The 22,610-nt window shown below is 69.8% G+C and carries 11 protein-coding genes; 6 read left to right on the top strand and 5 right to left on the bottom strand.

Annotation, left to right across the window (positions count from 1 at the left end; translation table 11 throughout):
• The 4 genes from Q0W90_RS14030 to Q0W90_RS14045 form a co-directional block, all read left to right on the top strand.
• The coding region (locus Q0W90_RS14030; RefSeq protein WP_297774909.1) for a non-ribosomal peptide synthetase at positions 1-10,926 on the top strand (10,926 nt) is incomplete at its 5' end.
• 95 nt (positions 10,927-11,021) lie between these two features.
• Entirely contained in the window at positions 11,022-12,827 is a 1,806-nt protein-coding gene (locus Q0W90_RS14035; RefSeq protein WP_297774910.1) for an N-acetylglutaminylglutamine amidotransferase, read from the top strand.
• On the top strand, positions 12,824-14,614 hold the full coding sequence (gene ngg / locus Q0W90_RS14040) for an N-acetylglutaminylglutamine synthetase (protein ID WP_297774911.1): 1,791 nt from the start codon (positions 12,824-12,826) through the stop codon (positions 14,612-14,614). Before Q0W90_RS14035 ends, ngg begins: the two co-directional genes overlap by 4 nt.
• Before the next feature lie 27 nt (positions 14,615-14,641).
• Positions 14,642-16,126: an MFS transporter gene (locus Q0W90_RS14045; protein ID WP_297699427.1), complete on the top strand. Its 1,485-nt coding sequence runs from the start codon at positions 14,642-14,644 to the stop codon at positions 16,124-16,126.
• A 42-nt stretch (positions 16,127-16,168) separates the two neighbouring features.
• Here Q0W90_RS14045 and Q0W90_RS14050 read toward each other — a convergent pair whose 3' ends face one another.
• The 5 genes from Q0W90_RS14050 to Q0W90_RS14070 form a co-directional block, all read right to left on the bottom strand.
• Complete coding sequence (locus tag Q0W90_RS14050) at positions 16,169-17,953, bottom strand: protein kinase (protein ID WP_297774912.1); 1,785 nt, start codon at positions 17,951-17,953, stop codon at positions 16,169-16,171.
• 174 nt (positions 17,954-18,127) lie between these two features.
• Entirely contained in the window at positions 18,128-18,469 is a 342-nt protein-coding gene (locus tag Q0W90_RS14055) for a hypothetical protein (RefSeq protein WP_297599596.1), read from the bottom strand.
• A 160-nt stretch (positions 18,470-18,629) separates the two neighbouring features.
• A complete protein-coding gene (locus tag Q0W90_RS14060) occupies positions 18,630-19,349 on the bottom strand; it encodes a pyrimidine reductase family protein (protein ID WP_297599594.1) in 720 nt (239 codons plus the stop codon).
• A 2-nt stretch (positions 19,350-19,351) separates the two neighbouring features.
• A complete protein-coding gene (locus tag Q0W90_RS14065; protein WP_297599592.1) occupies positions 19,352-19,849 on the bottom strand; it encodes a flavin reductase family protein in 498 nt (165 codons plus the stop codon).
• 93 nt (positions 19,850-19,942) lie between these two features.
• Positions 19,943-21,241, bottom strand: a complete 1,299-nt coding sequence (locus Q0W90_RS14070; RefSeq protein WP_297774913.1) for an APC family permease — start codon at positions 21,239-21,241, stop codon at positions 19,943-19,945.
• Positions 21,242-21,334: 93 nt separating this feature from the next.
• Between Q0W90_RS14070 and Q0W90_RS14075 the strand changes: the two genes are divergently transcribed.
• Together Q0W90_RS14075 and Q0W90_RS14080 are read left to right on the top strand one after the other, a co-directional pair.
• The gene (locus Q0W90_RS14075) at positions 21,335-22,072 is read left to right on the top strand and encodes an ArsR family transcriptional regulator (RefSeq protein ID WP_297701154.1); all 738 of its coding nucleotides are present in this window, start codon (positions 21,335-21,337) and stop codon (positions 22,070-22,072) included.
• On the top strand, positions 22,069-22,610 hold a 542-nt coding region (locus tag Q0W90_RS14080; protein ID WP_297774914.1), incomplete at its 3' end, for a multicopper oxidase domain-containing protein. The genes Q0W90_RS14075 and Q0W90_RS14080, both read left to right, overlap by 4 nt.

Genomic DNA, 22,610 nt, shown 5'->3' on the forward strand with positions numbered 1-22,610 from the left:
GAGACGTTCGCGCTGCCCGCCGACCTCACCCACGCCGTCGGCGACCTGGCGCGCTCGTGCCACACCACCGTCAACACCGTGCTGCAGGCCGCCTTCGCCCGACTGCTGTGCGGCCTGACCGGCCAACGCGATGTCGTCTTCGGCACCACCGTCTCGGGTCGGCCCGCCGAGGTGGCCGGCGCGGACACCATGGTCGGCCTGCTGATCAACACGGTGCCGGTGCGCGCGAACATCACCGCCACGACCACCACCGCCGATCTGCTGGACCAACTGCAAGGCGCCTACAACCACACGCTCGACCACCAGCACCTGGCGCTCAACGAGATTCACCGGATCACCGGACAGGACACGCTCTTCGACACCCTGTTCGCCTACGAGAACTATCCGATCGACGCCAGCGCGCTGTCGGGCAACCACGAGCTCGCCGTCACCGACATCACCAGCCGGGAATCCACCCACTACCCGCTGACGGTGCAGGCCCAGCCGGGACGCGAGCTGCGCCTCCAGGTCGAATACGACACAGACGTTTTCGACGCGACAAGGATCGCAACGCTGATCGAACGATTGCAGCGGATCCTGGCCGCCATGACCACCGACCCGCAGCGGCGGTTGTCGTCGATCGACGTGCTCGACGCGGCCGAACACGAGCGGCTGGACGGGTGGGGCGACCGGGCGATCCTGACCCGGCCCAGCACGCCCACATCGATTCCGGCGTTGTTCACCGCCCAGGCGGCGCGCACCCCGCGGGCGCCGGCGGTGACTTTCGAGGGCCGGTCCATGACCTACCGGGAGCTCGACGAGAAGTCGAACCGGTTGGCGCACTTGCTGATTGGCCGTGGGGTGGGCCCCGGCGAGTCCGTGGCGCTGCTGTTCGGAAAGTCGACCGATGCGATCGTCGCCATCCTGGCGGTGCTGAAAACCGGCGCGGCGTACCTGCCGATCGACCCGGCGCTGCCAGCGGCCCGCATCGAGTTCATGCTCGGTGACACCGCGCCGATGGCCGCACTCACCACCGCGGCGCTGGCGGACAAGCTCGGCGCCCACGACCTGATGGTCATCGACATCCACGACCGCGCCCTGACCCGCCAGCCCGCCACCGCGCTTCCGGCATTGGCGCCCGAACACGTCGCGCACATCATCTACACCTCCGGCACCACCGGTGTGCCCAAAGGCGTTGCGGTCAGCCACCGCAACGTGACCCGGCTCTTCGATGCGCAGGCCGTCGGCGTCGAGCTGTCCGCCGACCAGGTGTGGACGCAGTTCCACTCGTATGCCTTCGACTTTTCGGTGTGGGAGATCTGGGGCGCACTGCTGCACGGCGGGCGGCTCGTCGTGGTCCCCGATTCGGTGGCCCGCTCACCGATGGACTTCCACGCCCTGCTGGTCGCCGAAAAGGTCACCGTCTTGAGCCAAACCCCGTCGGCGGTGCGGATGCTGTCGCCGCAGGGACTGGATGCCGCGGCGCTGGTGATCGGTGCGGAACCCTGCCCGCCCGAACTGGTCGACCGCTGGGCGCCCGGCCGGGTGATGGTCAACGTCTACGGCCCCACCGAAGCCACGATCTTCTCGTCGACGAGCACCCCGCTTGCAGCGGGTTCGGGGGCCCCGCCGATCGGGGCCCCGGTCCCCGGGGCCGCGTTGTTCGTGCTCGACGCCTGGCTGCGCCCGGTGCCCGCCGGCGTGGTGGGCGAGCTGTACGTGGCCGGCCGCGGCGTGGGCTACGGATACGTGCGCCGCGCCGGGCTGACCGCGACGCGGTTCGTCGCCTGCCCCTTCGGCGAGCCGGGATCGCGCATGTATCGCACTGGTGACCTGGTGTGCTGGGGTGACTCCGGATCCGGTGCGGGCCAGCTGCGGTACCTGGGCCGCGCCGACGAGCAGGTCAAGATCCGCGGCTACCGCATCGAGGTCGGCGAGGTGCGCTCGGCGCTGGCCGCCCTCGACGGGGTGGACCAGGCCGTGGTCGTCGCCCGCGAGGACCGGCCCGGCGATAAGCGCCTCGTCGGCTACATCACCGGCACCGCGGACCCGGGCGACGCCCGCGCCCAGCTGGCCGAGCGGCTACCCGCGTACATGATCCCGGTGGCGGTGGTGACGCTCGACGCGCTGCCGATGACCGTCAACGGCAAACTCGACATCCGCGCCCTGCCGGCGCCGGAATACTCCGCCGCCGGATATCGCTCGCCGACCACCCCCACCGAGGAGATCCTGGCCGGCATCTACGCCCACGTGCTCGGCGTCGAGCGGGTCGGGGTCGACGACTCCTTCTTCGACCTCGGCGGCGACAGCATCTCGGCGATGCGGGTCATCGCGGCGATCAACAGCGCCATGGACGTCGGGGTTCCGGTGCGCGTCATCTTCGAGGCGCCCACGGTGGCGCAGTTGGCACCGCGCATCGGTGAGGACACGGGCCGGCTGGACCCGCTGATGGCGGGCGAGCGGCCGGAGGTGGTGCCGCTGTCGTTCGCCCAGAGCCGGCTGTGGTTCCTCGACCAGCTGCAGGGACCGTCCCCGGTCTACAACATGGCCGCGGCGTTGCGCATGCACGGCCGGCTCGACGGCCCGGCGCTCGGCGCGGCGCTGGCCGACGTGGTGGCCCGTCACGAGAGCCTGCGGACGGTGTTCGCCGCGCCCGACGGAACGCCCCAGCAGGTGGTGATCCCGGCCGAGCGGGCCGATTTCAGCTGGCGGACCGTCGACGCGCGCCGATGGTCGGCCGGCCGGCTGCGCGAGGCCATCGACATCGCGGCCGCCGAAACCTTCGACCTGGCGACCCAAATCCCGTTGCGCGCTTCGCTTTTCCGCGTCGCCGAGGACGAGCACGTGCTGGTGGCCGTGGTGCACCACATCGCCGCGGACGGCTGGTCGCTGCGGCCGCTGGTGCGCGACCTGGGCATGGCGTACGCGAGCCGCAGCGCCGGGCAGGCCCCGGACTGGGAGCCGCTGCCGGTGCAATACGTCGACTACACGCTGTGGCAGCGCGACCAGTTCGGCGAGCTCGCCGACAGCGGCAGCCGCATCGCCGCGCAGCTCGCCTACTGGCAGGACGCGCTCGCCGGCATGCCGGAGCGGCTGCAGCTGCCCACCGACCGGCCCTACCCGCAGGTCGCCGATCAGCGGGGGGCCGCCGTCGAGGTGGACTGGCCGGCCGACCTGCAGCAGCAGGTTGCCGGTCTGGCCCGCGAGTACAACTCCACCAGCTTCATGGTGGTGCAGGCCGCCCTGGCGGTGCTGCTGTCGAAGATCAGCGCCAGCACCGACGTGGCGGTCGGGTTCCCGATCGCCGGGCGGCGCGACCCCGCGCTCGACGAGCTGGTCGGCTTCTTCGTCAACACGCTGGTGCTGCGGGTCGACTTGGCCGGCGATCCCAGCTTCACCGAGCTGCTGACCCGGGTGCGCACCCGCAGCCTGGAGGCTTTCGAGCACCAGGACGTGCCCTTTGAGGTGCTGGTGGAGCGGGTCAACCCGACCCGAAGCCTGACCCATCACCCGCTGGTGCAGGTGATGCTGGCCTGGCAGAACTTCGCCGGCCAGGACGGCGACCCCGGGGCCGGGCTGGCCCTGGGCGATGTGCGCGTGACGTCGATCCCGCTGCACACCCAGGTGGCCCGCATGGACCTGGTGTTCTCGCTGGCCGAACGCTGGACCGACGGCGATGAGCCCGCCGGGATCGGCGGGCGGGTGGAATTCCGCACCGACGTTTTCGACGCGGACACCATCCGGGCGCTGATCGGGCGGTTGGAGCGCGTCCTGACGGCCATGACCGCCGATCCCACCCGCCCGATGTCGTCGGTGGATCTGCTCGACGCCCGTGAGCACGCCCGCCTGGACGCCCTCGGCAACCGCGCCGCGCTGACCGGATCGGCAACCGAGACCGACTCGATCCCGGCGCTGTTCGCCGAGCAGGCGGCACGCACCCCGGATGCGGTGGCGCTCAGCTTCGAAGGCCGCTCGTGGACCTACCGCGAGCTCGACGAGGCCGCCAACCGTTTGGCGCACCGGCTGGCGGGCTTCGGCGTGGGCCCCGGCGAGCGGGTGGCGCTGCTGTTCGGCCGGTCGGCCGACGCGATCGTGGCGATCCTGGCGGTGCTCAAGGCCGGCGCCGCGTACCTGCCGATCGACCCCGGGTTGCCGGCCGAGCGGATCGGGTTCATGCTCTCCGACGCCGCGCCGATGGCCGCGATCAGCACCGCCGATCTTGCCGAGCGGCTGCACGGGCATCACGTCGTCGTCATCGACGTGAACGATCCCGCCGTCGACACTCAGCCCGCCACCGCGTTGCCGGGGCCGAGCGCGCAGGACATCGCCTACCTGATCTATACCTCGGGCACCACCGGTGTGCCCAAAGGCGTTGCGGTGAGCCACCGTAACGTGACCCAGCTGCTGGCGTTGGGGGACTCGGGTCTGCCGCGCGCGGGCGTGTGGTCGCAGTGGCATTCGCTCGCCTTCGACGTCTCGGTATGGGAGATCTTCGGCGCGCTGCTGCACGGCGGGCGGCTCGTGGTCATCCCCGACTCGGTGGTGCGATCCCCGCAGGACTTCCACGCGTTGCTGGTCGCTGAACAGGTCAGCGTGATCAGTCAAACCCCGTCGGCGGCGGACGTCCTGTCGCCCGAGGGGCTCGAGTCGGCCACGCTGGTGGTCGCCGGTGAGGCCTGCCCGACGGAGCTGGTGGACCGGTGGGCGCCGGGCCGGGCGATGATCAACGCCTACGGCCCCACCGAGGCGACGGTCTACGCGGCGATCAGCGCACCGCTACAGGCGGGATCGAGCACCGTTCCCATCGGATCCCCGGTCCCCGGCGCCGCGCTGTTCGTGCTGGACGACGCCCTGCGGCCGGTACCGCACGGTGTCGTCGGCGAGCTGTATGTGGCCGGCGCGGGCGTGGCCTGCGGTTACTGGAAGCGGTCCGGGCTGACCGCGTCGCGGTTCGTGGCCTGCCCGTTCGGGGCGCCCGGATCGCGCATGTATCGCACCGGTGACCTGGTGTGCTGGGGTGACTCCGGATCCGGTGCGGGCCAGCTGCAATACCTCGGCCGCGCCGACGGCCAGGTCAAGATCCGCGGCTACCGCATCGAGGTCGGCGAGGTGCGCTCGGCGCTGGCCGCGCTCGACGGGGTGGACCAGGCCGTCGTCATCGCGCGCGAGGACCGGCCCGGCGATAAGCGCCTCGTCGGCTACGTCACCGGGGGAGCGGACCCGGTCGAGCTCCGCGCCCGCCTCGGCGACCGCTTGCCGTCCTACATGGTTCCGACGGCCGTCGTAGCGCTCGACGCGCTGCCGATGACCGTCAACGGCAAACTCGACGCGCGCGCCCTGCCGGCGCCCGACTACCACGACGTCGATCGTTATCGCGCCCCCCAGACCCCGGTCGAGGAGACCCTGGCCGGCATCTACGCCCAGATCCTGGGCGTCGAGCGGGTCGGCGTCGACGACTCCTTCTTCGACCTGGGCGGGGACAGTATTTCCTCGATGCAGGTGGTGACCCGGGCGCGGGCCGCCGGCCTGGCGCTGCGGACGCGCGACATCTTCACCGAGCAGACCGTCGCCCGGCTGGCGCGGGTCGCCGGCGTCGCCGACGGCGAGGACGGCATGGTCGACGAGGGCACGGGGGCGATCGCCGTCACCCCGATCATCGGCTGGCTGCGCAGCCTGGAAAGGGCAGGCGGTCCGGTCGACCAGTTCAACCAGACGATGGTGCTGCAGGCGCCCGCCGGGGTCACCGGGGCCGACGTGGTGACGGTGTTGCAGGCCCTGCTGGATCGGCACGCCATGCTGCGGCTGCGCGTGGACGACCAAGGCGGCGACGCCGCCGGCGGTTGGTCGCTGCAGGTGCCCGAGCCGGGTTCGGTCGACGCGGCCCAGCGCGTGCTGTCGGTGGACGAGCTCTCCGACGCGGCGGTCATCGAGGCGCGGTCGCGGCTGAACCCGGCCGCCGGGGTGATGCTCAGCGCGCTATGGGTGGCCTCCAGCGGCCGGCTGGTGCTGATCGTGCACCACCTGGCCGTCGACGGGGTGTCCTGGCGGGTCTTGCTGGAGGACCTCAACATCGCCTGGGGCCAGCACCACCACGGGCAGCCGGTGGCGTTGCCCGCGGGCGGCACGTCGTTCGCCCGGTGGGCCGCGCTGCTGGCCGAGCACGCGCATGCGCCGGCGGTGCTCGAGCACGCCGACGCCTGGCGACGGGTGGCGGCGACCCCGCCCGCACTCCCGGCGGTGCGCCCCGAGCTGGACACCTATGAGACCGCGGAGAACATGTCGGTGACGTTGAACGCGGAGACCACCCGCACCCTGCTCGGCGAGGCGCCCGCGGCGTTCCACGCCGGGGTCAACGACATCTTGCTGGTCGGGTTCGCCCTGGCGTGGGCGGAGTTCCTAGGTTCCACGGACGCTGCCGGCGCGGCGATCGGCATCGACGTCGAGGGTCACGGCCGCCACGAGGACCTGGCCGCCGGGGTGGACCTGTCGCGCACCGTGGGCTGGTTCACCACCAAATACCCGGTGGCTTTGAAGGTCGCGGGGCACGTCGGCAGGCTGTCCTGGGCGGACGTCGTGGCCGGCGCGCCGGTGCTGGGCGCGCTGATCAAGGACGTCAAGGAACAGCTGCGCGCCCTGCCGGACCCGCTGACCTACGGGCTGCTGCGCTACCTGAACACCGAGGTAGACCTGGACGGCCCCGACCCGACGATCGGATTCAACTACCTGGGCCGGCTGGGCGGCTTGAAAGCTGGAGGAGCCGCCGAACTCTCCGACGAGCTCTGGCGGATCAGCCGCGACGGCTCGGCGGCCACCGCCACCAGCACCGCGGTGCCCATGCCGCTGATGCACACCGTGGACCTCAACGCCGGCACCATGGACACCGAGGACGGCCCCCAGCTGCACGCCAACTGGACGTGGGCGCCCTCGGCGCTGGACCGCGAGCAGGTGACCCGACTGAGCACGCTGTGGTTCGAGGCCCTGGCCGGCATCTGCGCGCACGTGCGCCACGGTGGCGGCGGGTTGACCCCGTCGGACGTCGTGCCCGCCCGGTTGACCCAACCGCAGATCGACCATCTCGAGCGGCGCCAGCCGATCGCCGACATCCTGCCGCTGACCGCGCTGCAGGAGGGGCTCCTCTTCCACGCCAACACCACGCGTGGCGACGACGACCACCTCTACGTGGTGCAGCTGGACCTCAGCCTGACCGGCCCGATCGACCGGAACCGGCTGCGCGACGCGATGCACACCGTGGTCGCCCGGCACCCGCATCTCGTCGCCCGGTTCTGCGACCAGTTCGACGAGCCGGTGCAGATCATCCCGGCGGATCCGGCGATGGCCTGGCGCTACCTCGAGGTCGCGGCGAACGGATCCGAGCCCGAGGAGCAGATCCGGCGCCTGTGCGCGACCGAACGCGCCGCCGTCTACGACCTGGCCGACCAGCCTGCGGTCCGGGCCGTGCTGATCCGCACGGCGCACGATCGGCACCGGCTGGTGCTCACCATTCATCACATCGTGCTCGACGGCTGGTCGGTCCCGATCCTGCTGAACGAGACGTTCGCCTGTTACACCGGGCAGCACCTGCCCGCGGCCGCGCCCTATCGCAGGTTCGTGACCTGGCTGGCCGAACGCGACCTCGACGCCGCGCGCGCGGCGTGGGCTGAGGTGCTCGCCGGCTTCGACACCCCGACGCTGGTCGGGCCGGTGCACAAAACGGAGCCCGGCGCCCGGGGCGTCCAATCGTTCGCGGTGTCCGCACAGATCACGCGAGCGCTGAGCGAGCTGGCCCGCTGTAGCCACACCACCGTCAGCACCGTGCTGCAGGCGGCGTGGGCGCAGCTGCTGGTCTGGCTGACCGGCCAGCACGACGTCGCCTTCGGCACCACCGTCTCGGGCAGGCCGGCCGAGGTGCCCGGCGCCGACTCGATGGTGGGCCTCATGATCAACACCGTCCCGGTGCGCGCGCGCATCACGGCGGCCACCACCACGTCCGACTTGCTCACCCAGATGCAAGGCGCGCACACCGACACACTCGATCACCAGCACCTGGCGCTGAGCGAGATCCACCGAATCACCGGACAGGACAAGCTGTTCGACACTCTGTTCGCCTACGAGAACTACCCGCTGGACACCTCGGCGATGGCCGTCGACCACGAACTGGGCATCACCGACGTCACCATGTTCGAGCGCAACCACTACAGGTTGACGATGCAAGCCGCCCTGTCCGGCGAGGAACTCGGCCTCCGGGTCGAATACGACACCGGCGTGTTCGACGCGCAGACGATCGCGGCGCTGAGCGAGCGGCTCGAACGGGTGCTCACGGCGATGACCGCGGATCCGACCCGGCCGCTCTCGTCGGTCGACCTGCTCGACGCGCCCGAACACGACCGCCTGGACGAGATCGGCAACCGGGCGGTGTTGGCCCAGCCGACGCCCGCGCCGCCGTCGATTGTGGCGTTGTTCGACACCCACGTGGCGCAGACACCGGACGCGGTGGCGATCCGCTGGGGTGGCCTGTCGATGACGTACCGCGAACTCGACGAGGCCGCCAACCGGTTGGCACACCTGCTAGCCGGCCGGGGCGCGGGCCCGGGACAGTTTGTGGCGCTGCTGTTTTCGCGGTCGGCACAGGCGATCGTGGCGATCTTGGCGGTGCTCAAGACCGGGGCGGCCTACCTGCCGGTCGACCCGGCGGCGCCGGGCACCCGGATCAGATTCATGCTCGAGGATTCCGCACCGGTCGCCGCGATCACCACCGCGGGCCTGCGGTCCCGGCTGGACGGGTGCGACCTGACGGTCATCGACATCGAGGACCCACAGATCCACACCCAGGCGGGCACGCGGCTGCCGGCGCCCGCGGCCGACGGCGTGGCCTACATCATCTACACCTCGGGGACCACCGGCGTCCCCAAAGGCGTTGCGGTCACTCATCGCAACGTGACCCAGCTGCTGGAGTCTCTGGACGCGGGCCTGCCGCGCGTGGGCGTATGGACGCAAAGCCACTCGTACGCCTTCGACGTGTCGGTGTGGGAGATCTTCGGCGCGCTGCTGCGCGGCGGGCGGCTGGTGGTGGTCCCCGAATCGGTGGCGCGCTCCCCGGAAGACCTCCGTGCCTTGCTGATTGCGGAGGAGGTCAGCGTGCTGACGCAGACCCCGTCGGCGGTGGCGATGCTCTCGCCCGAGGGGCTGGACTCGGTGTCACTGGTGATGGTCGGTGAGGCCTGCCGGCCCGAGGTGGTGGACCGCTGGGCGCCCGGGCGGGTGATGGTCAACGCCTACGGCCCGACCGAAACGACCATGTGCGTCGCGATCAGCGCACCCCTGACCCCGGGATCCGGGACGCCGCCGATCGGCTCGCCGGTGGCGGGCGCGGGCCTGTTCGTGCTCGACGCCTGGTTGCGTCCCGTGCCCGTGGGCGTCGTCGGCGAGCTGTATGTCGCGGGGTCCGGGGTGGCCGCCGGATACGTGGGCCGGTCCGGGCTGACCGCGTCGCGGTTCGTGGCCTGCCCGTTCGGCGGTGCAGGAGCGCCGGGACAACGGATGTACCGCACCGGGGACCTGGTGCGCTGGCGCACCGACGGGCAACTGGACTACCTGGGCCGCGCCGACGAGCAGGTCAAGATCCGCGGCTACCGCATCGAACTCGGCGAAATCCAGGCCGCGCTGGCCGCACTGGATGACGTCGATCAGGCGGTGGTGATCGCCCGCGAGGACCGCCCCGCTGCCTTGCGCCTGGTGGGCTACATCACCGGAACCGCCGACCCGGGCGAGGCGCGCACCGCGCTGGCCGAACGACTCCCGGGCTACATGGTGCCGGCGGCCGTGGTCGGACTCGACGCACTGCCGCTGACACCCAACGGCAAGCTCGACACTCGCGCTCTGCCCGCGGCGGAGTACACCGGCACCGGGTACCGGGCCCCGTCCAATGCCATCGAGGAGGCGCTGGCCGCAACCTTCGCCCACGTGCTCGGCGTCGAACGCGTCGGGGTCGACGACTCCTTCTTCGATCTGGGTGGCGACAGCATTTCCGCGATGCGCCTGATCGCGGCCATCAACACCAGCCTGGGCGCCGACCTTACGGTGCGCACGTTGTTCGACGCGCCCACGGTCCGGGATCTGGGCCAGCGACTGCGCACCGATGCAACGGATACCGAAGAGGTGGTCCCGGTGCAGACCCTCAAGCAGGGGGCCGACGGTGTTCCGCTGTTCTGCGTGCATCCCGCGGGCGGGGTCAGCTGGCCCTATCGGGTCCTCGGAAACCACCTGGATTGCCCGATCGTCGGGATTCAGCAGATCCCGCGCAACGGCGACGCCGGTCCTCGGTCGATCCGTGAATTGGCCGAGGCCCATGCCGACCGGATCCAGGACGCCTATCCCGGCGGCCCCTACAACATCCTGGGCTGGTCGTTCGGCGGGGTGGTCGCCCACGAGATCGCCGTCGAGCTGCAGCGGCGCGGATGCGTGATCGGGCGCCTGATCCTCCTCGACGCTCAACCCGGCATCGACGACAGCATCACCCCACCCGAGTACGCCCTGCGCCAGCGGCAGGCGCTCGAAGATATGTTGCGGGCCAACAACATTGGCCTGGACAAAATAGACACACAAGACAAGCAAGACGAACAAGCCGAGCGGGACGGCCCGCCGGGCTCACCGCTCTTCGAGCTGCTCCTGGGCAATCTCAACGACAACATCGAGCTCTATCGCCGCCACCACCCCGGATATTTCGATGGTGATATCACCGTGTTTTCGGCGGCGCGGGATCGCGGCGATCGCGGCGCGCAGCTGGCGCGATCCTGGGAGCCCTACGCGTCCGGCGACATTCGGGTGCACTCGATCGACTGCACGCACCACGAGATGCTGACCGCCGAATCGGTCGAGTTGTACGGGGAACAACTCCGGCATCTCGTCCCGGCGATGCGATCCACTTCACACTCGGATCGATCACAGTGATCACCGCACCTTGATCGCGGGCGTTGGTGGGCCGTTGCAGCGCTTTTGGCGGGCGTCACGCGCGCTTCGAATCGGGCCCCGGTAGGGTCGAGGAGGTGTGCGGAGTCACCGGGGAGGTACGACTCGACGGGCGGGCGCCCGATGTAGCGGCGGTCTCAGCGATGGCCGCCGTGCTGACACCGAGGGGCCCGGACAGTGGTGGCGCCTGGTCGCAGGGCCGGGTTGCGCTCGGTCATCGCCGCCTCAAAATCATCGACCTGACCGAAGCCGGCTCGCAGCCGATGATCGACTCCGAGCTGGGTCTTTCCCTCGCCTGGAACGGCTGCGTCTACAACTACAAGGAACTGCGCAGCGAACTCAGCGGATACGGCTACCGCTTCTTCTCGCACAGCGACACCGAAGTTCTGATCAAGGCCTACCACCGGTGGGGCGACGACTTCGTCAGCCACCTGTTCGGCATGTTCGCCTTCGCCATCGTCGAACGCGACAGCGGGCGGGTGCTGCTCGGGCGCGACCGGCTCGGCATCAAACCCCTGTACGTGACCGAGGACAGCCACCGCGTCCGATTCGCGTCGACGCTGCCGGCCCTGCTGGCCGGCGGCGGTGTGGACACCCGGATCGATCCCGTCGCCCTGCACCACTACATGAGCTTCCACTCGGTGGTGCCCGCGCCGGCCACCATCCTGCGCGGGGTCCGCAAGGTGCCGCCGGCCTCGCTGGTCGCCATCGAGCCCGACGGCAAGCGCACCGTCACCACGTACTGGGCGCCCGATTTCACCCGGCACGCCGACCGCTCGGATTGGTCGGAGCGCGACTGGGAAGACGCCGTGCTGTCCACGCTGCGGTTGGCGGTCAAACGCCGCCTGGTCGCCGACGTCCCGGTCGGCTGCCTGCTGTCCGGCGGAGTCGACTCCAGCCTGATCGTGGGCCTGCTCGCCGAGGCCGGCCAGCACGGGCTGTCCACGTTCTCGATCGGCTTCGAGTCGGCCGGCGGCGTGAAGGGCGACGAGTTCCAGTACTCCGACATCGTCGCCGAGCGCTTCGGCACCAACCACCACCAGATCCGCATCGAGACCGACCGGATGCTGCCCGCGCTCGACGGGGCCATCGGTGCGATGAGCGAGCCGATGGTCAGCCACGACTGCGTCGCCTTCTACCTGCTCAGCCAGGAGGTGGCGCGCCACGTGAAGGTCGTGCAGTCCGGCCAGGGCGCCGACGAGGTGTTCGCCGGCTACCACTGGTACCCACCCATGGGCTCACCGGCCGCCGCGTCGCTAACGGGTGCGGTCGCCGAGTACCGGGGCGCCTTCTTCGACCGTGACTCCGCCGAGCTGGCCGGCCTGCTGGGACCGGGCATCATGGCGCCGGGCGACCCCAGTGGCCGCTTCGTCACCGAGCACTTCGCGCGCGCCGGCGCCGAGACCGGCGTCGACCGCGCGTTGCGGCTCGACACGACGGTGATGCTGATCGACGACCCGGTGAAGCGGGTCGACAACATGACGATGGCGTGGGGGCTGGAGGGCCGGGTTCCCTTCCTCGACCACGAGTTGGTCGAGCTGGCGGCCACCTGCCCGCCGGAGTTGAAGATCGCGCACGAGGGCAAGGGCGTCCTCAAACAGGCTGCGCGGCGGGTGATTCCGTCGGAGGTCATCGACCGGCCGAAGGGCTACTTCCCGGTTCCGGCGCTGACCCATCTCGAAGGGCCCTACCTGGACATGGTGCGCGACGCCCTCTACGCGCCGGTCGCCAAGGAGCGCGGGCTGTTTCGCGCGGAAGCGGTCGAGACCCTGCTGGAGAATCCCAACGGGAAGCTGACCCCCCTGCGCGGCAACGAGCTCTGGCAGATCGGCCTGCTCGAGCTCTGGTTGCAGCGGCACGGCGTCACGGGGCCGGTTGCATGACCGTGGTCGATCCGACCGGCGACCACACCGAGGCGATCACGCTCGGCCTGCACGACGCCTCGCCGCCGGAGTTGGTCGATGCGATGGCCAAGGACGTCGAGCTCGAATTGGGTTGGGGCCGACTCGTTTTCGGGCAGACCTTCGCCGACTCCCAGGAGCTGGTCGAGGCGCTGCGACGCGAAGGGCCCGGGCGGCGCGACATCTGCATCTATGCCCGCGAATCCCACGTCGTGGTCGCCGAGGCACCGACCGAACTTTTCATCGACCCGAGCCATACCTACCGGCTGCGCTTCACGGGCAAGAAGAAGAACGCGCCACCGCCGCCGATGGGCGTGACCGTGCGCACGCTCAACGATCCGATCGATGCCGACGCCATGAACCGCGTGTACGTGCGCTGCGGGATGGTCCCGGCCGGGGTCGACGTGATCTGGAACAACCATCAGCATGTGCCGGCGGTGAAGTATCTGCTTGCGATACGTGACGAGGACGGCGCCGTGGTCGGCACCGTCACCGGCGTCGACCACGAGTTGCTGTTCAACGACCCGGAGGAGGGATCGAGCCTGTGGACCCTGGCCGTCGATCCGGCCGCCGGGCTCCCCGGGGTCGGCGCGGCCCTCACCCGGGCCCTGGCCGACCACTTCCGCAGCGCGGGCCGCGCATACATGGATCTGTCGGTGGCGCACGACAACGCCGCCGCCATCGGCCTTTACGAGAAGCTGGGGTTCCGCCGCGTCCCGGTGCTGGCGATCAAGCGCAAGAACGCGATCAACGAGCCGTTGTTCAGTCCGCCGCCGGAGACGGTCGACGACCTCAATCCCTACGCCCGGATCATCGCCGACGAGGCGCTGCGCCGGGGGATTTGGGTCGAGGTGCTCGACGCCGAGACCGGCGAGATGCGGCTCACCCACGGCGGCCGCAGCGTCATCACCCGTGAATCGCTGTCCGAATACACCTCGGCGGTGGCCATGTGCCGCTGCGACGACAAGCGGTTGACCCGGCGCCTGGTCTCCGAGGCCGGCATCACCGTGCCGCGCGCCCGCCTGGCCACGTTCGACGAGAGCGACTTCGCCTTCCTCAAGGAGGTCGGTGAGGTCGTCGTCAAGCCGACGCGTGGCGAGCAGGGCAGGGGCATCACGGTCGGGGTCGTCGCCGACAAGGGGCCCGACGATCTGTCCGCCGCGCTCGCGCGCGCCCGCAAGCAATACCCGGACGTGCTGATCGAGCAGCGGGTGGCCGGCGACGACCTTCGGCTCGTGGTGATCGACGGCCGGGTCGTCGCCGCCGCGCTGCGCATGCCTCCGGAGATCATCGGCACGGGAGAGCACAGTGTGCGGGATTTGATCGCGGCCGAAAGCCGGCGGCGCTCCGCGGCCACGGGCGGCGAGTCCCGCATCCCCCTCGACGACCTCACGGAATCGACCGTCGCCGAAGCCGGTTGGGAGCTGGAGGATGTGCTGCCCCAGGGCACGCGGCTGCGGGTGCGTCGCACGGCCAACCTGCATCAGGGGGGCACCATCCACGATGTCACCGCACAGGTGAACACCGAACTCTGCCGGGTCGCGGTGACCGCGGCCGAGGCGATCGGCATCCCGGTGACCGGCATCGATCTGCTGGTGCCCGACGTCACGGGCGCCGACTACGCGTTCATCGAGGCCAACGAGCGGCCGGGGCTGGCCAACCACGAGCCGCAGCCCACGGCCGCGGCGTTCATCGACTTCCTCTTCCCCGGCCACCCCGGCCAGCCACAGGCCTGGACGCCCGAGGAGTCCCGCTCCGATCGTGGCTGACGCCGGTCAAACCAGAACGGAGACCCCATGAGTGCGAGAGCGCACACCAAAACCGTCACCACGCAGGTCCCCGCCCGGTTGGACCGGATGCCGTGGTCACGGTTCCATTGGCGCGTCGTGGTCGGCCTGGGCGGCGTGTGGGTGCTCGACGGGCTCGAGGTCACCATGGTCGGCAACGTCTCGGCTCGGCTCATGGAGCACAACAGCGGCATCGCGCTGAACCCCGCGCAGATCGGCATGGCGGCGGCGATCTACATCGCCGGAGCGTGTTCAGGCGCGCTGTTCTTCGGTCATCTCACGGACCGGTTCGGACGACGAAACCTGTTCATCCTCACCCTCGCCATCTATTTGGTCGCGACCGTGGCGACCGCGTTCGCGTTCGCCCCCTGGTATTTCTTCCTGACCCGCTTCTTCACCGGCTCCGGCATCGGGGGTGAATACGCCGCCATCAATTCGGCCATCGACGAGTTGATCCCGGCGCGGGTGCGCGGCCGTGTCGACCTGGTGATCAACGGAACCTATTGGCTGGGTTCGGCCGCCGGCGCCGGCGGCGCGCTCATCCTGTTGGACACCTCGAACTTTCCGCCCGACATCGGATGGCGGCTCGCCTTCGGCCTCGGTGCCATCCTCGGCATTTTCGTCCTGCTCGTCCGGCGCAACGTCCCGGAAAGCCCACGGTGGCTGTTCATCCACGGCCGCGAGGACGAAGCGGAGCGCATCGTCGGCGAGATCGAAGAGGCGGTCGAGCGGGAGACGGGCCACACGCTGCCCGAACCACAGGGAAAGCCGCTGCGGATCCGTCAGCGCGCTACGATTTCGTTCCGGGAGATCGCCGCCGTGGCCTTCAAGCTCTACCCGCGGCGCGCCGTCCTCGGGCTGGCGCTGTTCATCGGGCAGGCGTTCCTCTACAACGGGGTCACGTTCAACCTCGGCACACTGCTCAGCCAGTTTTACGCGGTGCCCTCCGGCACGGTGCCGGTGTTCTTCGTGGTGTGGGCCCTGAGCAATTTCGCCGGCCCGCTGATACTCGGGCATCTGTTCGACACGGTCGGCCGCAAACCGATGATCACGCTGACCTATATCGGTTCCGGTGTCGCGGTGGTGGTGCTGGCGCTGGTGTTCGGCACCCGGGCCGGCGGTGTCTGGGCCTTCATCGGCGTGCTGATCGTCGCGTTTTTCCTGGCCTCGGCGGGCGCCAGCGCGGCGTACCTGACCGTCAGCGAGATCTTCCCGATGGAGACCAGGGCGCTGGCGATCGCGTTCTTCTACGCGATGGGGACGGCGATCGGCGGTATCACCGGCCCGTTGCTGTTCGGTCAGCTCATCAACTCGGGCCACCGCAACGAGGTCGTCTGGTCGTTTTTGATCGGAGCGGTCGTGATGGCGGCCGCCGGCCTGGTCGAACTGTGGCTCGGCATCGCCGCTGAGCGGCGCCCACTGGAAGAGCTGGCGTTACCGTTGACCGTGGACGACGCTGAGCACCAAGAGGATTCGGCGCCTGCACCGGACTGATCGGCCGTCGGTGCCCCTGCGAGACCGCCAGGCAGGTCGTGCCTATCCGGTGAGGCTGGTCAGCCAGGCGGGATCTTGATAGTTCACCGACATGGCGCCGTCCCACACGAACGGTGTGGAGTTGGCGTGGACGCCGGACAGCATCGAATAGCCGTTCGCGGCTTTCGTCTTGGCCGTTCCGATGTCGTCGCCGGACTTGATGCAGGTGGTGACCGCGGCGCCGGCGCCGGCCGTCTTGGCCAATTGCGCGAGTTCACCGTCGGTGCGGTCTTCGGCGCCGCCCTCCTGAGGCTGAAAGTTGCTGGCGAACAAGCCCGAATAGAAGTCGCTGTAGAGCTTGGCGTCGTCCTGCGCGGCGACGCAGAAGGTGGCCGCCACCGCGCGAGTCGAATAGGTCTGGCTGTGTGACTTGTCGTCGAGGAAGTTGAGCAGGTGATAGCGCACCGCGAGCTTCTTGTTGTTCACCGCCGTGTCGATGTCGGTCGCGTTCGATCTGATGAAGGTCCCGCACGGCGGGCAGATGGGTTCGTTGAAGATGTCGATCGTCACCCGTGCGGCCGAACTACCCACGTACACACCGTCATCGAGAACCCGCAGCGCGACGGCGTCCGGTGGCGGCGCCGGCGGCGAGCCGGACTGCCAGGGGCGGACGACGGCGAGCATCACCCCGACGAGGACCACCGCGACGACGGCGGCGGCGACGGCGACCCACAGCCAGGGTTTGCGGCCGGCCCGTGGCGGTGCGCCCCAGGGCGGCGCGCTGCTGGCGTTGTTCCAGACCGGAGCGCCGCCCCACCCCGTCGGTGGGGGCACCGGCGCGCCGGGGGCAAACGGTTGCCCGGCGCCCGACGGGGTGGGCCAGGACGCCACCGGGGATGGCGGCGGCGCCGGTGGCCCCGGGGCGAAGCCGCCCGCGGGCTGCCCGGCGAATGCCGCAGGCGGCGTTGCCATCTGGGTGCGCGCCAGAATGTCGGTGGCCCGATCCCGGTCCGGGGCGGCCAGCGCGGCGTAGGCGGCCGACGACAGGTCGCCACAGGTGAGGTAGCGATCGTCCGGATTCTTGGCCATGCCGCGGGCGATCACGCCGTCGAAGGCGGCGCCGATCCCGGGGCGCGCCGCGCTCGGTCGCGGGATCGGCTGGTGCACGTGGGCGCCCATCACGCTGAGCTGGTCGCCCGTGTAGGGCGCGGAGCCGGTCAAGCACTCGTAGAGCACGCAGGCCAGGGCGTAGATATCGGCGCGATGCGTCGCCTGGGAGTCGCCGAACCGTTCCGGCGCCATGTACTTGGCGGTGCCCACGGTGGTGCCGAATTGCGTCAGCTTTTCGTCGGAAGTGGCGCTGGCGATGCCGAAATCGACAAGGTAGGCGAAATCGTCCGCGCTCACCAGAATGTTTTCCGGCTTGACGTCTCGGTGCAGGATCCCGGCCGCGTGGGCGGCGTCGAGCGCCGCGCCGATCTGGCGGACAATCGCCACCGCCCGCGGCGGGGACAGCGGTCCGTACCGCTTCAGGATGCCGGCCAGGTCTTTGCCGTCGATCAGGCGCATGTCGACGTAGAGCTGGCCGTCGATCTCGCCGAAGTCGTGGATCGGCACGACGTGGGGTTCGTGCAGCCGCCCGGCGGTACGCGCCTCGCGTTGCATCCGGGAGCGGAAGACCGGATCGTCGGACAGCGTCTGCGACATCAGTTTGAGGGCCACGATGCGCTCGCGGACGGTGTCCTCGGCCTCATAGACATCGCCCATCCCGCCGCGACCGACCAGCCGCCGCAGCCGATACGGCCCGAACTGCGAACCCTCCCGCGAATCCGCGGTCGTGTCTTCCATCGGCGACTCCTCACCGCCAGCCGTGCACCGCAAACCGATTATCGGCGCCCACGCGCGCCCGGCCGATGGCTGCGCCGGATCCGCGTATGCGCTGGCATGCAGGCATAAGGCTAAGGTTTCCGCGACCGCGGGGCACGCCGAATAGCGAAAGCCAGCTAATTCGACGGCACGCGGTCACCGGGCGTCGTCGTCACCGGCGGCACGTTCGGTGAGCCCTTCGCGGGACAGCGCCCGGACGAATCCGTAGGCCTGCATCCCGGCCGGGCCGGGATTGTCGAAAATCCATTCGTTGATCTTCTCCAGCGCCTTGGCCAGGTCGTCACGCCTGACCCGGACCAGATACGTCCTGCGGTCGTCGTCCGGGTCCTCTATGGACCCGGCGACCGCGACGGGATTCCTGAACGCATACGCGATCCCGTGCACGGCATCGTGGTTCAGCGCCCACCGAATTTCGCTGGGGCGCAGTCGGTTCACCGCCAGGTTTCGATAGTCGTGGTCGTCGTCTGAACTGCTCACCCGGCCGGTGATCCTTTTCTGTGTGCCTCGAGAAAGTGGACAGCGATCAGCTGAAGATGATGTCTCGGGAGCCGACAAAAACGGGCAATTTCATCATAGGAAGCGAAGCCGTTGGCCGCATGTCGAGCGCGTTGGGCGCGACCCCCGTGCGGGCCCGGTGTCAGCGGCAATACTTCAAAAACAGATAGTCGTCGCAGACCAATGCGTGCGCCAGACGCATGGTGACCGGGGCGGGCAGCCGCGCCGGGTGTACCCGATAGCCCACAGGCTGGCTCGCGGCGAGTCTCGGGGCAAGTGTGACGCAGAGTTCGGTCACGGCGTCGGCTTCCACCAGCTCGTCGAGCAGTGTCGGGCCGCCCTCGCACAGGATGCGGTGCATGCCGCGCTCACGCAGCATCGCGACGGCGCGGGCCACGTCGACCGTGTCCTCACCGGCGACCATGATCTGTTGCCGGTCGTCGTTGCCCGGGTCGAGGCGCGCCGCGGTGTGCGCGCAGGTCACCAGGATCGGTGGCTGTTCGGGATTGCTGAACAGCCGGGCGGGCAGTTCACCGCTGCGGCTGATGACAGCGACGGGCGGGGGCACGAATCGCCCTTCGTGCTGTCGTCGGGCGCGCGCCGCGTCGGAGAGCTTGACCGGGCCATAGTTTTCGGCACGGGCGGTGCCTGCTCCCACCAAAACGACGTCGGCGAGGCCACGCAGCATTTTCAGAAGCCGTTGATCGGTGGGACATGACAGGGGACCGGCGCGGCCGCCGAACGCGGCGGCGCCGTCGGCGCTGAAGATCATGTTGGCGCGCAGGCCATCCGGGGGATCGGCGTAGAAGGACGCGAGCTCGACGATGCTGGGGACGGCGCTGACCCGGGGAGCCTGGTTCATCCTCACGCCTCGTGGCCGGGTTCCATTTGGCGCACGTCGCCGAAGGACACCCAGCTTTCCAGCTCGCGCGGCGGGCTGCCGCCGACCGGTGCCAGCAGATGCCCGACGTGGTCGCCCAGCGAGAAACGTTCCAGGATCTCGCCGACGAACCATGCGGCGGCGCCGTCGAGGATGGGCACCTGGTGGGGGCCGGAATGCCAGGAACAGCGGTCGAACTTGTTGATCTCGTCGCTGGTCTGGCCGCCGAAGAGTTCCACGATGTCGAGGTGATCGTGGTCGAACACGTGCACCGCCAGGTGGGTGGCGGCGCGTGCCGTGCGGAATGTGTGGTTGCGCCGCGACAGACCGACCAGGAATCGGGGTGGATGAATGCTGGCCTGGCTGGCGAAACCCACCAGGCAGCCGGCCGGGGTGCCGTTGGCCTGGGTGGTGACCACGAACATCGGATAGTTCAGCAGCGCCACCAGCTTTTCGAACGCTTCGGTTTCGGGCTCGGCCATCCGGTCAGTCTTCCCCGTCGGGCCCCGGGGGAATCGCGTTACCGCGAATTGTGCGGCGGTGGGCGTGCCCGGCCGTCGCGGTACGACGCCGGATCATGAGGCTCCTCCGTTGCGCCGCAACATAATACGAGAGATGATCCGTCGGATCGTGTACGCGGCGACACCGATGGCCAACACCGCCACACCGGACAGCACCGACAACGCGGGCATCGCGAACGCCAGCACCATGCAGCCGAGCAGCCCGACCACCGGGATCACCCGGGGCGGGCGGCCCTCGTCGGGCCCGAGGGTGAACGCGGAGGCGTTGGCGATGGCGTAGTAGATCAGCACGGCGAACGAGGAAAAGCCGATGGCGTCGCGAAGGTCGGTGGTGGCGGCCAGGATCGCGACGACGACGCCGATCAGCAGTTCCGCGCGGTGGGGCACCTGGAATCGCGGGTGCACGCCGGCCAGCGCATGGGGGAGGTGGCGGTCTCGCGCCATGGCCAAGGTGGTGCGCGAGACACCGAGAATCAACGCCAACAGGGAGCCCAGCGCCGCGACCGCCGCGCCCGCCTGCACGAGGGGGACCAGCCAGCCCGCGCCCGCCGCTCGGGCCGTCTCGACCAGGGGAGCGCCGCTCTGGGCGAGGCGGGTTGGCCCCAGCACGGACAACGCGGCGACGGCCACCAGGGCATAGACGGCCAGGGCGATGCTCAGCGCCAGGGGTATCGCTCGCGGAATCGTGCGGGCCGGGTCGCGTACCTCCTCGCCCAGGGTCGCGATGCGCGCATAGCCGGCAAAGGCGAAAAACAGCAGGCCCGCGGCTTGCACCACTCCGCCGGCGGTCGCCCCGGTCAGCCGGAACGGATCGGTGCCGGCCCCTGCCGCGGTGAACGCGGCGACGATCACCGCGGCCAGCACGGCCAGCACCAACGCGACGACGATGCGGGTCAGCCACGCCGACTTCTGTACCCCGGCGTAGTTCACCGCGGTCAGCGCGACCACCGCCGCGACGGCCACCGCATGCGGGTGCGCCGGCCAGACGTAGGCGCCGACGGTCAACGCCATCGCCGCGCACGAGGCGGCCTTGCCCACGACAAAGCCCCACCCGGCCAGGTATCCCCAGAAGTCGCCCAGCCGCTCGCGGCCGTAGACATAGGTTCCGCCCGAAGCGGGATAGCGCGCTGCCAGCCGCGCGGAGGAGGTGGCATTGCAGTAGGCGACCACCGCCGCCACCGCCAGGCCCAGCAGCAGTCCCGAGCCGGCGGCGCGCGCCGCGGGGCCCAGCGCGGCGAAAATCCCGGCGCCGATCATCGACCCCAGCCCGATCGCCACCGCGTCGAAAACCCCGAGGCTCCGGCGCAGCTCGCCGCTGCCGGATGGGGCGCCCGCCGGGGTGTTTTCGGACACTCGGCCTCCTCGAAAACAGAGAACGAAACACTACTGGCGTCACCTTGCGCAGCGGCTAACCTATCAAACTAGTTTGATGTATCGTGCGAGAGTATGGCGCCAGCCAAGCGAGCGGCCATTCCGCCTCTGATGCAGATGGCGTCCCATCCACTGCGGTGGGCGTTGCTGACCGAACTGGCATCCGGTGACCACCGGGTGCGCGAACTGGCCGCCGCCCTCGGCGAGCCGCAGAACCTCGTCTCGTATCACTTGCGGCTGTTGCGTTCGGCGGGACTTACCGATGCGCGCCGCAGCGCGTGCGACGGCCGCGACATTTATTACTCGTTGAACCTGACGAAGTGCGCCAAGGCATTCGACGAGGCCGCCGCCGCACTGCATCCGGGGCTGGGACCCGCGCTTCCCGCCAAGCCCGCCCCGCGCTCGGTGCTGTTCTTGTGCACCGGCAACAGCGCGCGGTCGCCGATGGCCGCGGCGCTGCTGGAGAAACGGGGCCAGGGCCGCATTCGCACCGCCAGCGCCGGCAGTCATCCCAATTCGCATCTGCACGCCGACGCCATCCGCGTCATGCGCGACGAGTACGGTATCGATCTGGGTGGTGGCCGGCCCCGACCCCTGGCCGCGGTGGGCCGACGACGCTTCGACTGCGTGGTCACGCTATGCGACAAGGTCCGCGAGTACGCGCACGACCACGATCTGGCCACCACGATGCATTGGAGCCTGCCCGACCCCTCCGCCGGCGGCTACCCGGAATTCCGTCGTGTGGCAAGCGAATTGAGTAACCGCGTCGACTATCTTGTACCCGTCCTCGGCGTTGGCCCTCGCGGACGCTGATCATGGCGGTCAACCGGCGCGACTTCTGCAAATGGGGCGGCATCGCGGTGCTGGCCGCATCGGGAGGCGCCGGGTCGCTGACCGCGTGTTCGGAGCCCGGTCCACCCAACGGTAAAGCGGATTACACACTGCGAATCGCAACCGGGACGGTCGAATTGGCCCCCGGCCGGACGGTGTCGACCTTGACCTACAACGGCCAATTTCCCGGCCCGCTGCTGCGGTTCATGCAGGGCCGGCGCGCGTGGGTGGATATCTTCAACGACACCGATTCCCCCGAACAATTGCATTGGCACGGCCAGCAGATTGGTGTCGACGTCGACGGCGCAGCCGAGGAGGGAACCCCTGACGTGCCCGCCCACGGCATGCGGAGAATTTCCTTTGTCCCCGGCCCGGCGGGCTTCCGCTTCTATCACACGCACGTGGTACCGCGCGCCGATCTGTCCCGTGGCCAGTACACCGGACTGGTGGGTCCGGTCTACATCGAGTCCACGCAGAACGCGGGTGCGTTCGACCAAGAAATCTTCTTGACACTCAAGGA

It is taken from the genome of Mycobacterium sp., assembly GCF_025933915.1.
Classification (GTDB): domain Bacteria; phylum Actinomycetota; class Actinomycetes; order Mycobacteriales; family Mycobacteriaceae; genus Mycobacterium.

What these genes read in the sequence shown, in the direction of transcription:
- Q0W90_RS14060 (WP_297599594.1), bottom strand. Translation starts at nt 19,349, where the DNA reads ATGAACCAGGCTCCCCGGGTCAGCGCCGTCCCCAGCATCGTCGAGCTC.
- Q0W90_RS14065 (WP_297599592.1), bottom strand. Translation starts at nt 19,849, where the DNA reads ATGGCCGAGCCCGAAACCGAAGCGTTCGAAAAGCTGGTGGCGCTGCTG.
- Q0W90_RS14045 (WP_297699427.1), top strand. Translation starts at nt 14,642, where the DNA reads ATGAGTGCGAGAGCGCACACCAAAACCGTCACCACGCAGGTCCCCGCC.
- Q0W90_RS14075 (WP_297701154.1), top strand. Translation starts at nt 21,335, where the DNA reads ATGGCGCCAGCCAAGCGAGCGGCCATTCCGCCTCTGATGCAGATGGCG.
- ngg (WP_297774911.1), top strand. Translation starts at nt 12,824, where the DNA reads ATGACCGTGGTCGATCCGACCGGCGACCACACCGAGGCGATCACGCTC.
- Q0W90_RS14050 (WP_297774912.1), bottom strand. Translation starts at nt 17,953, where the DNA reads ATGGAAGACACGACCGCGGATTCGCGGGAGGGTTCGCAGTTCGGGCCG.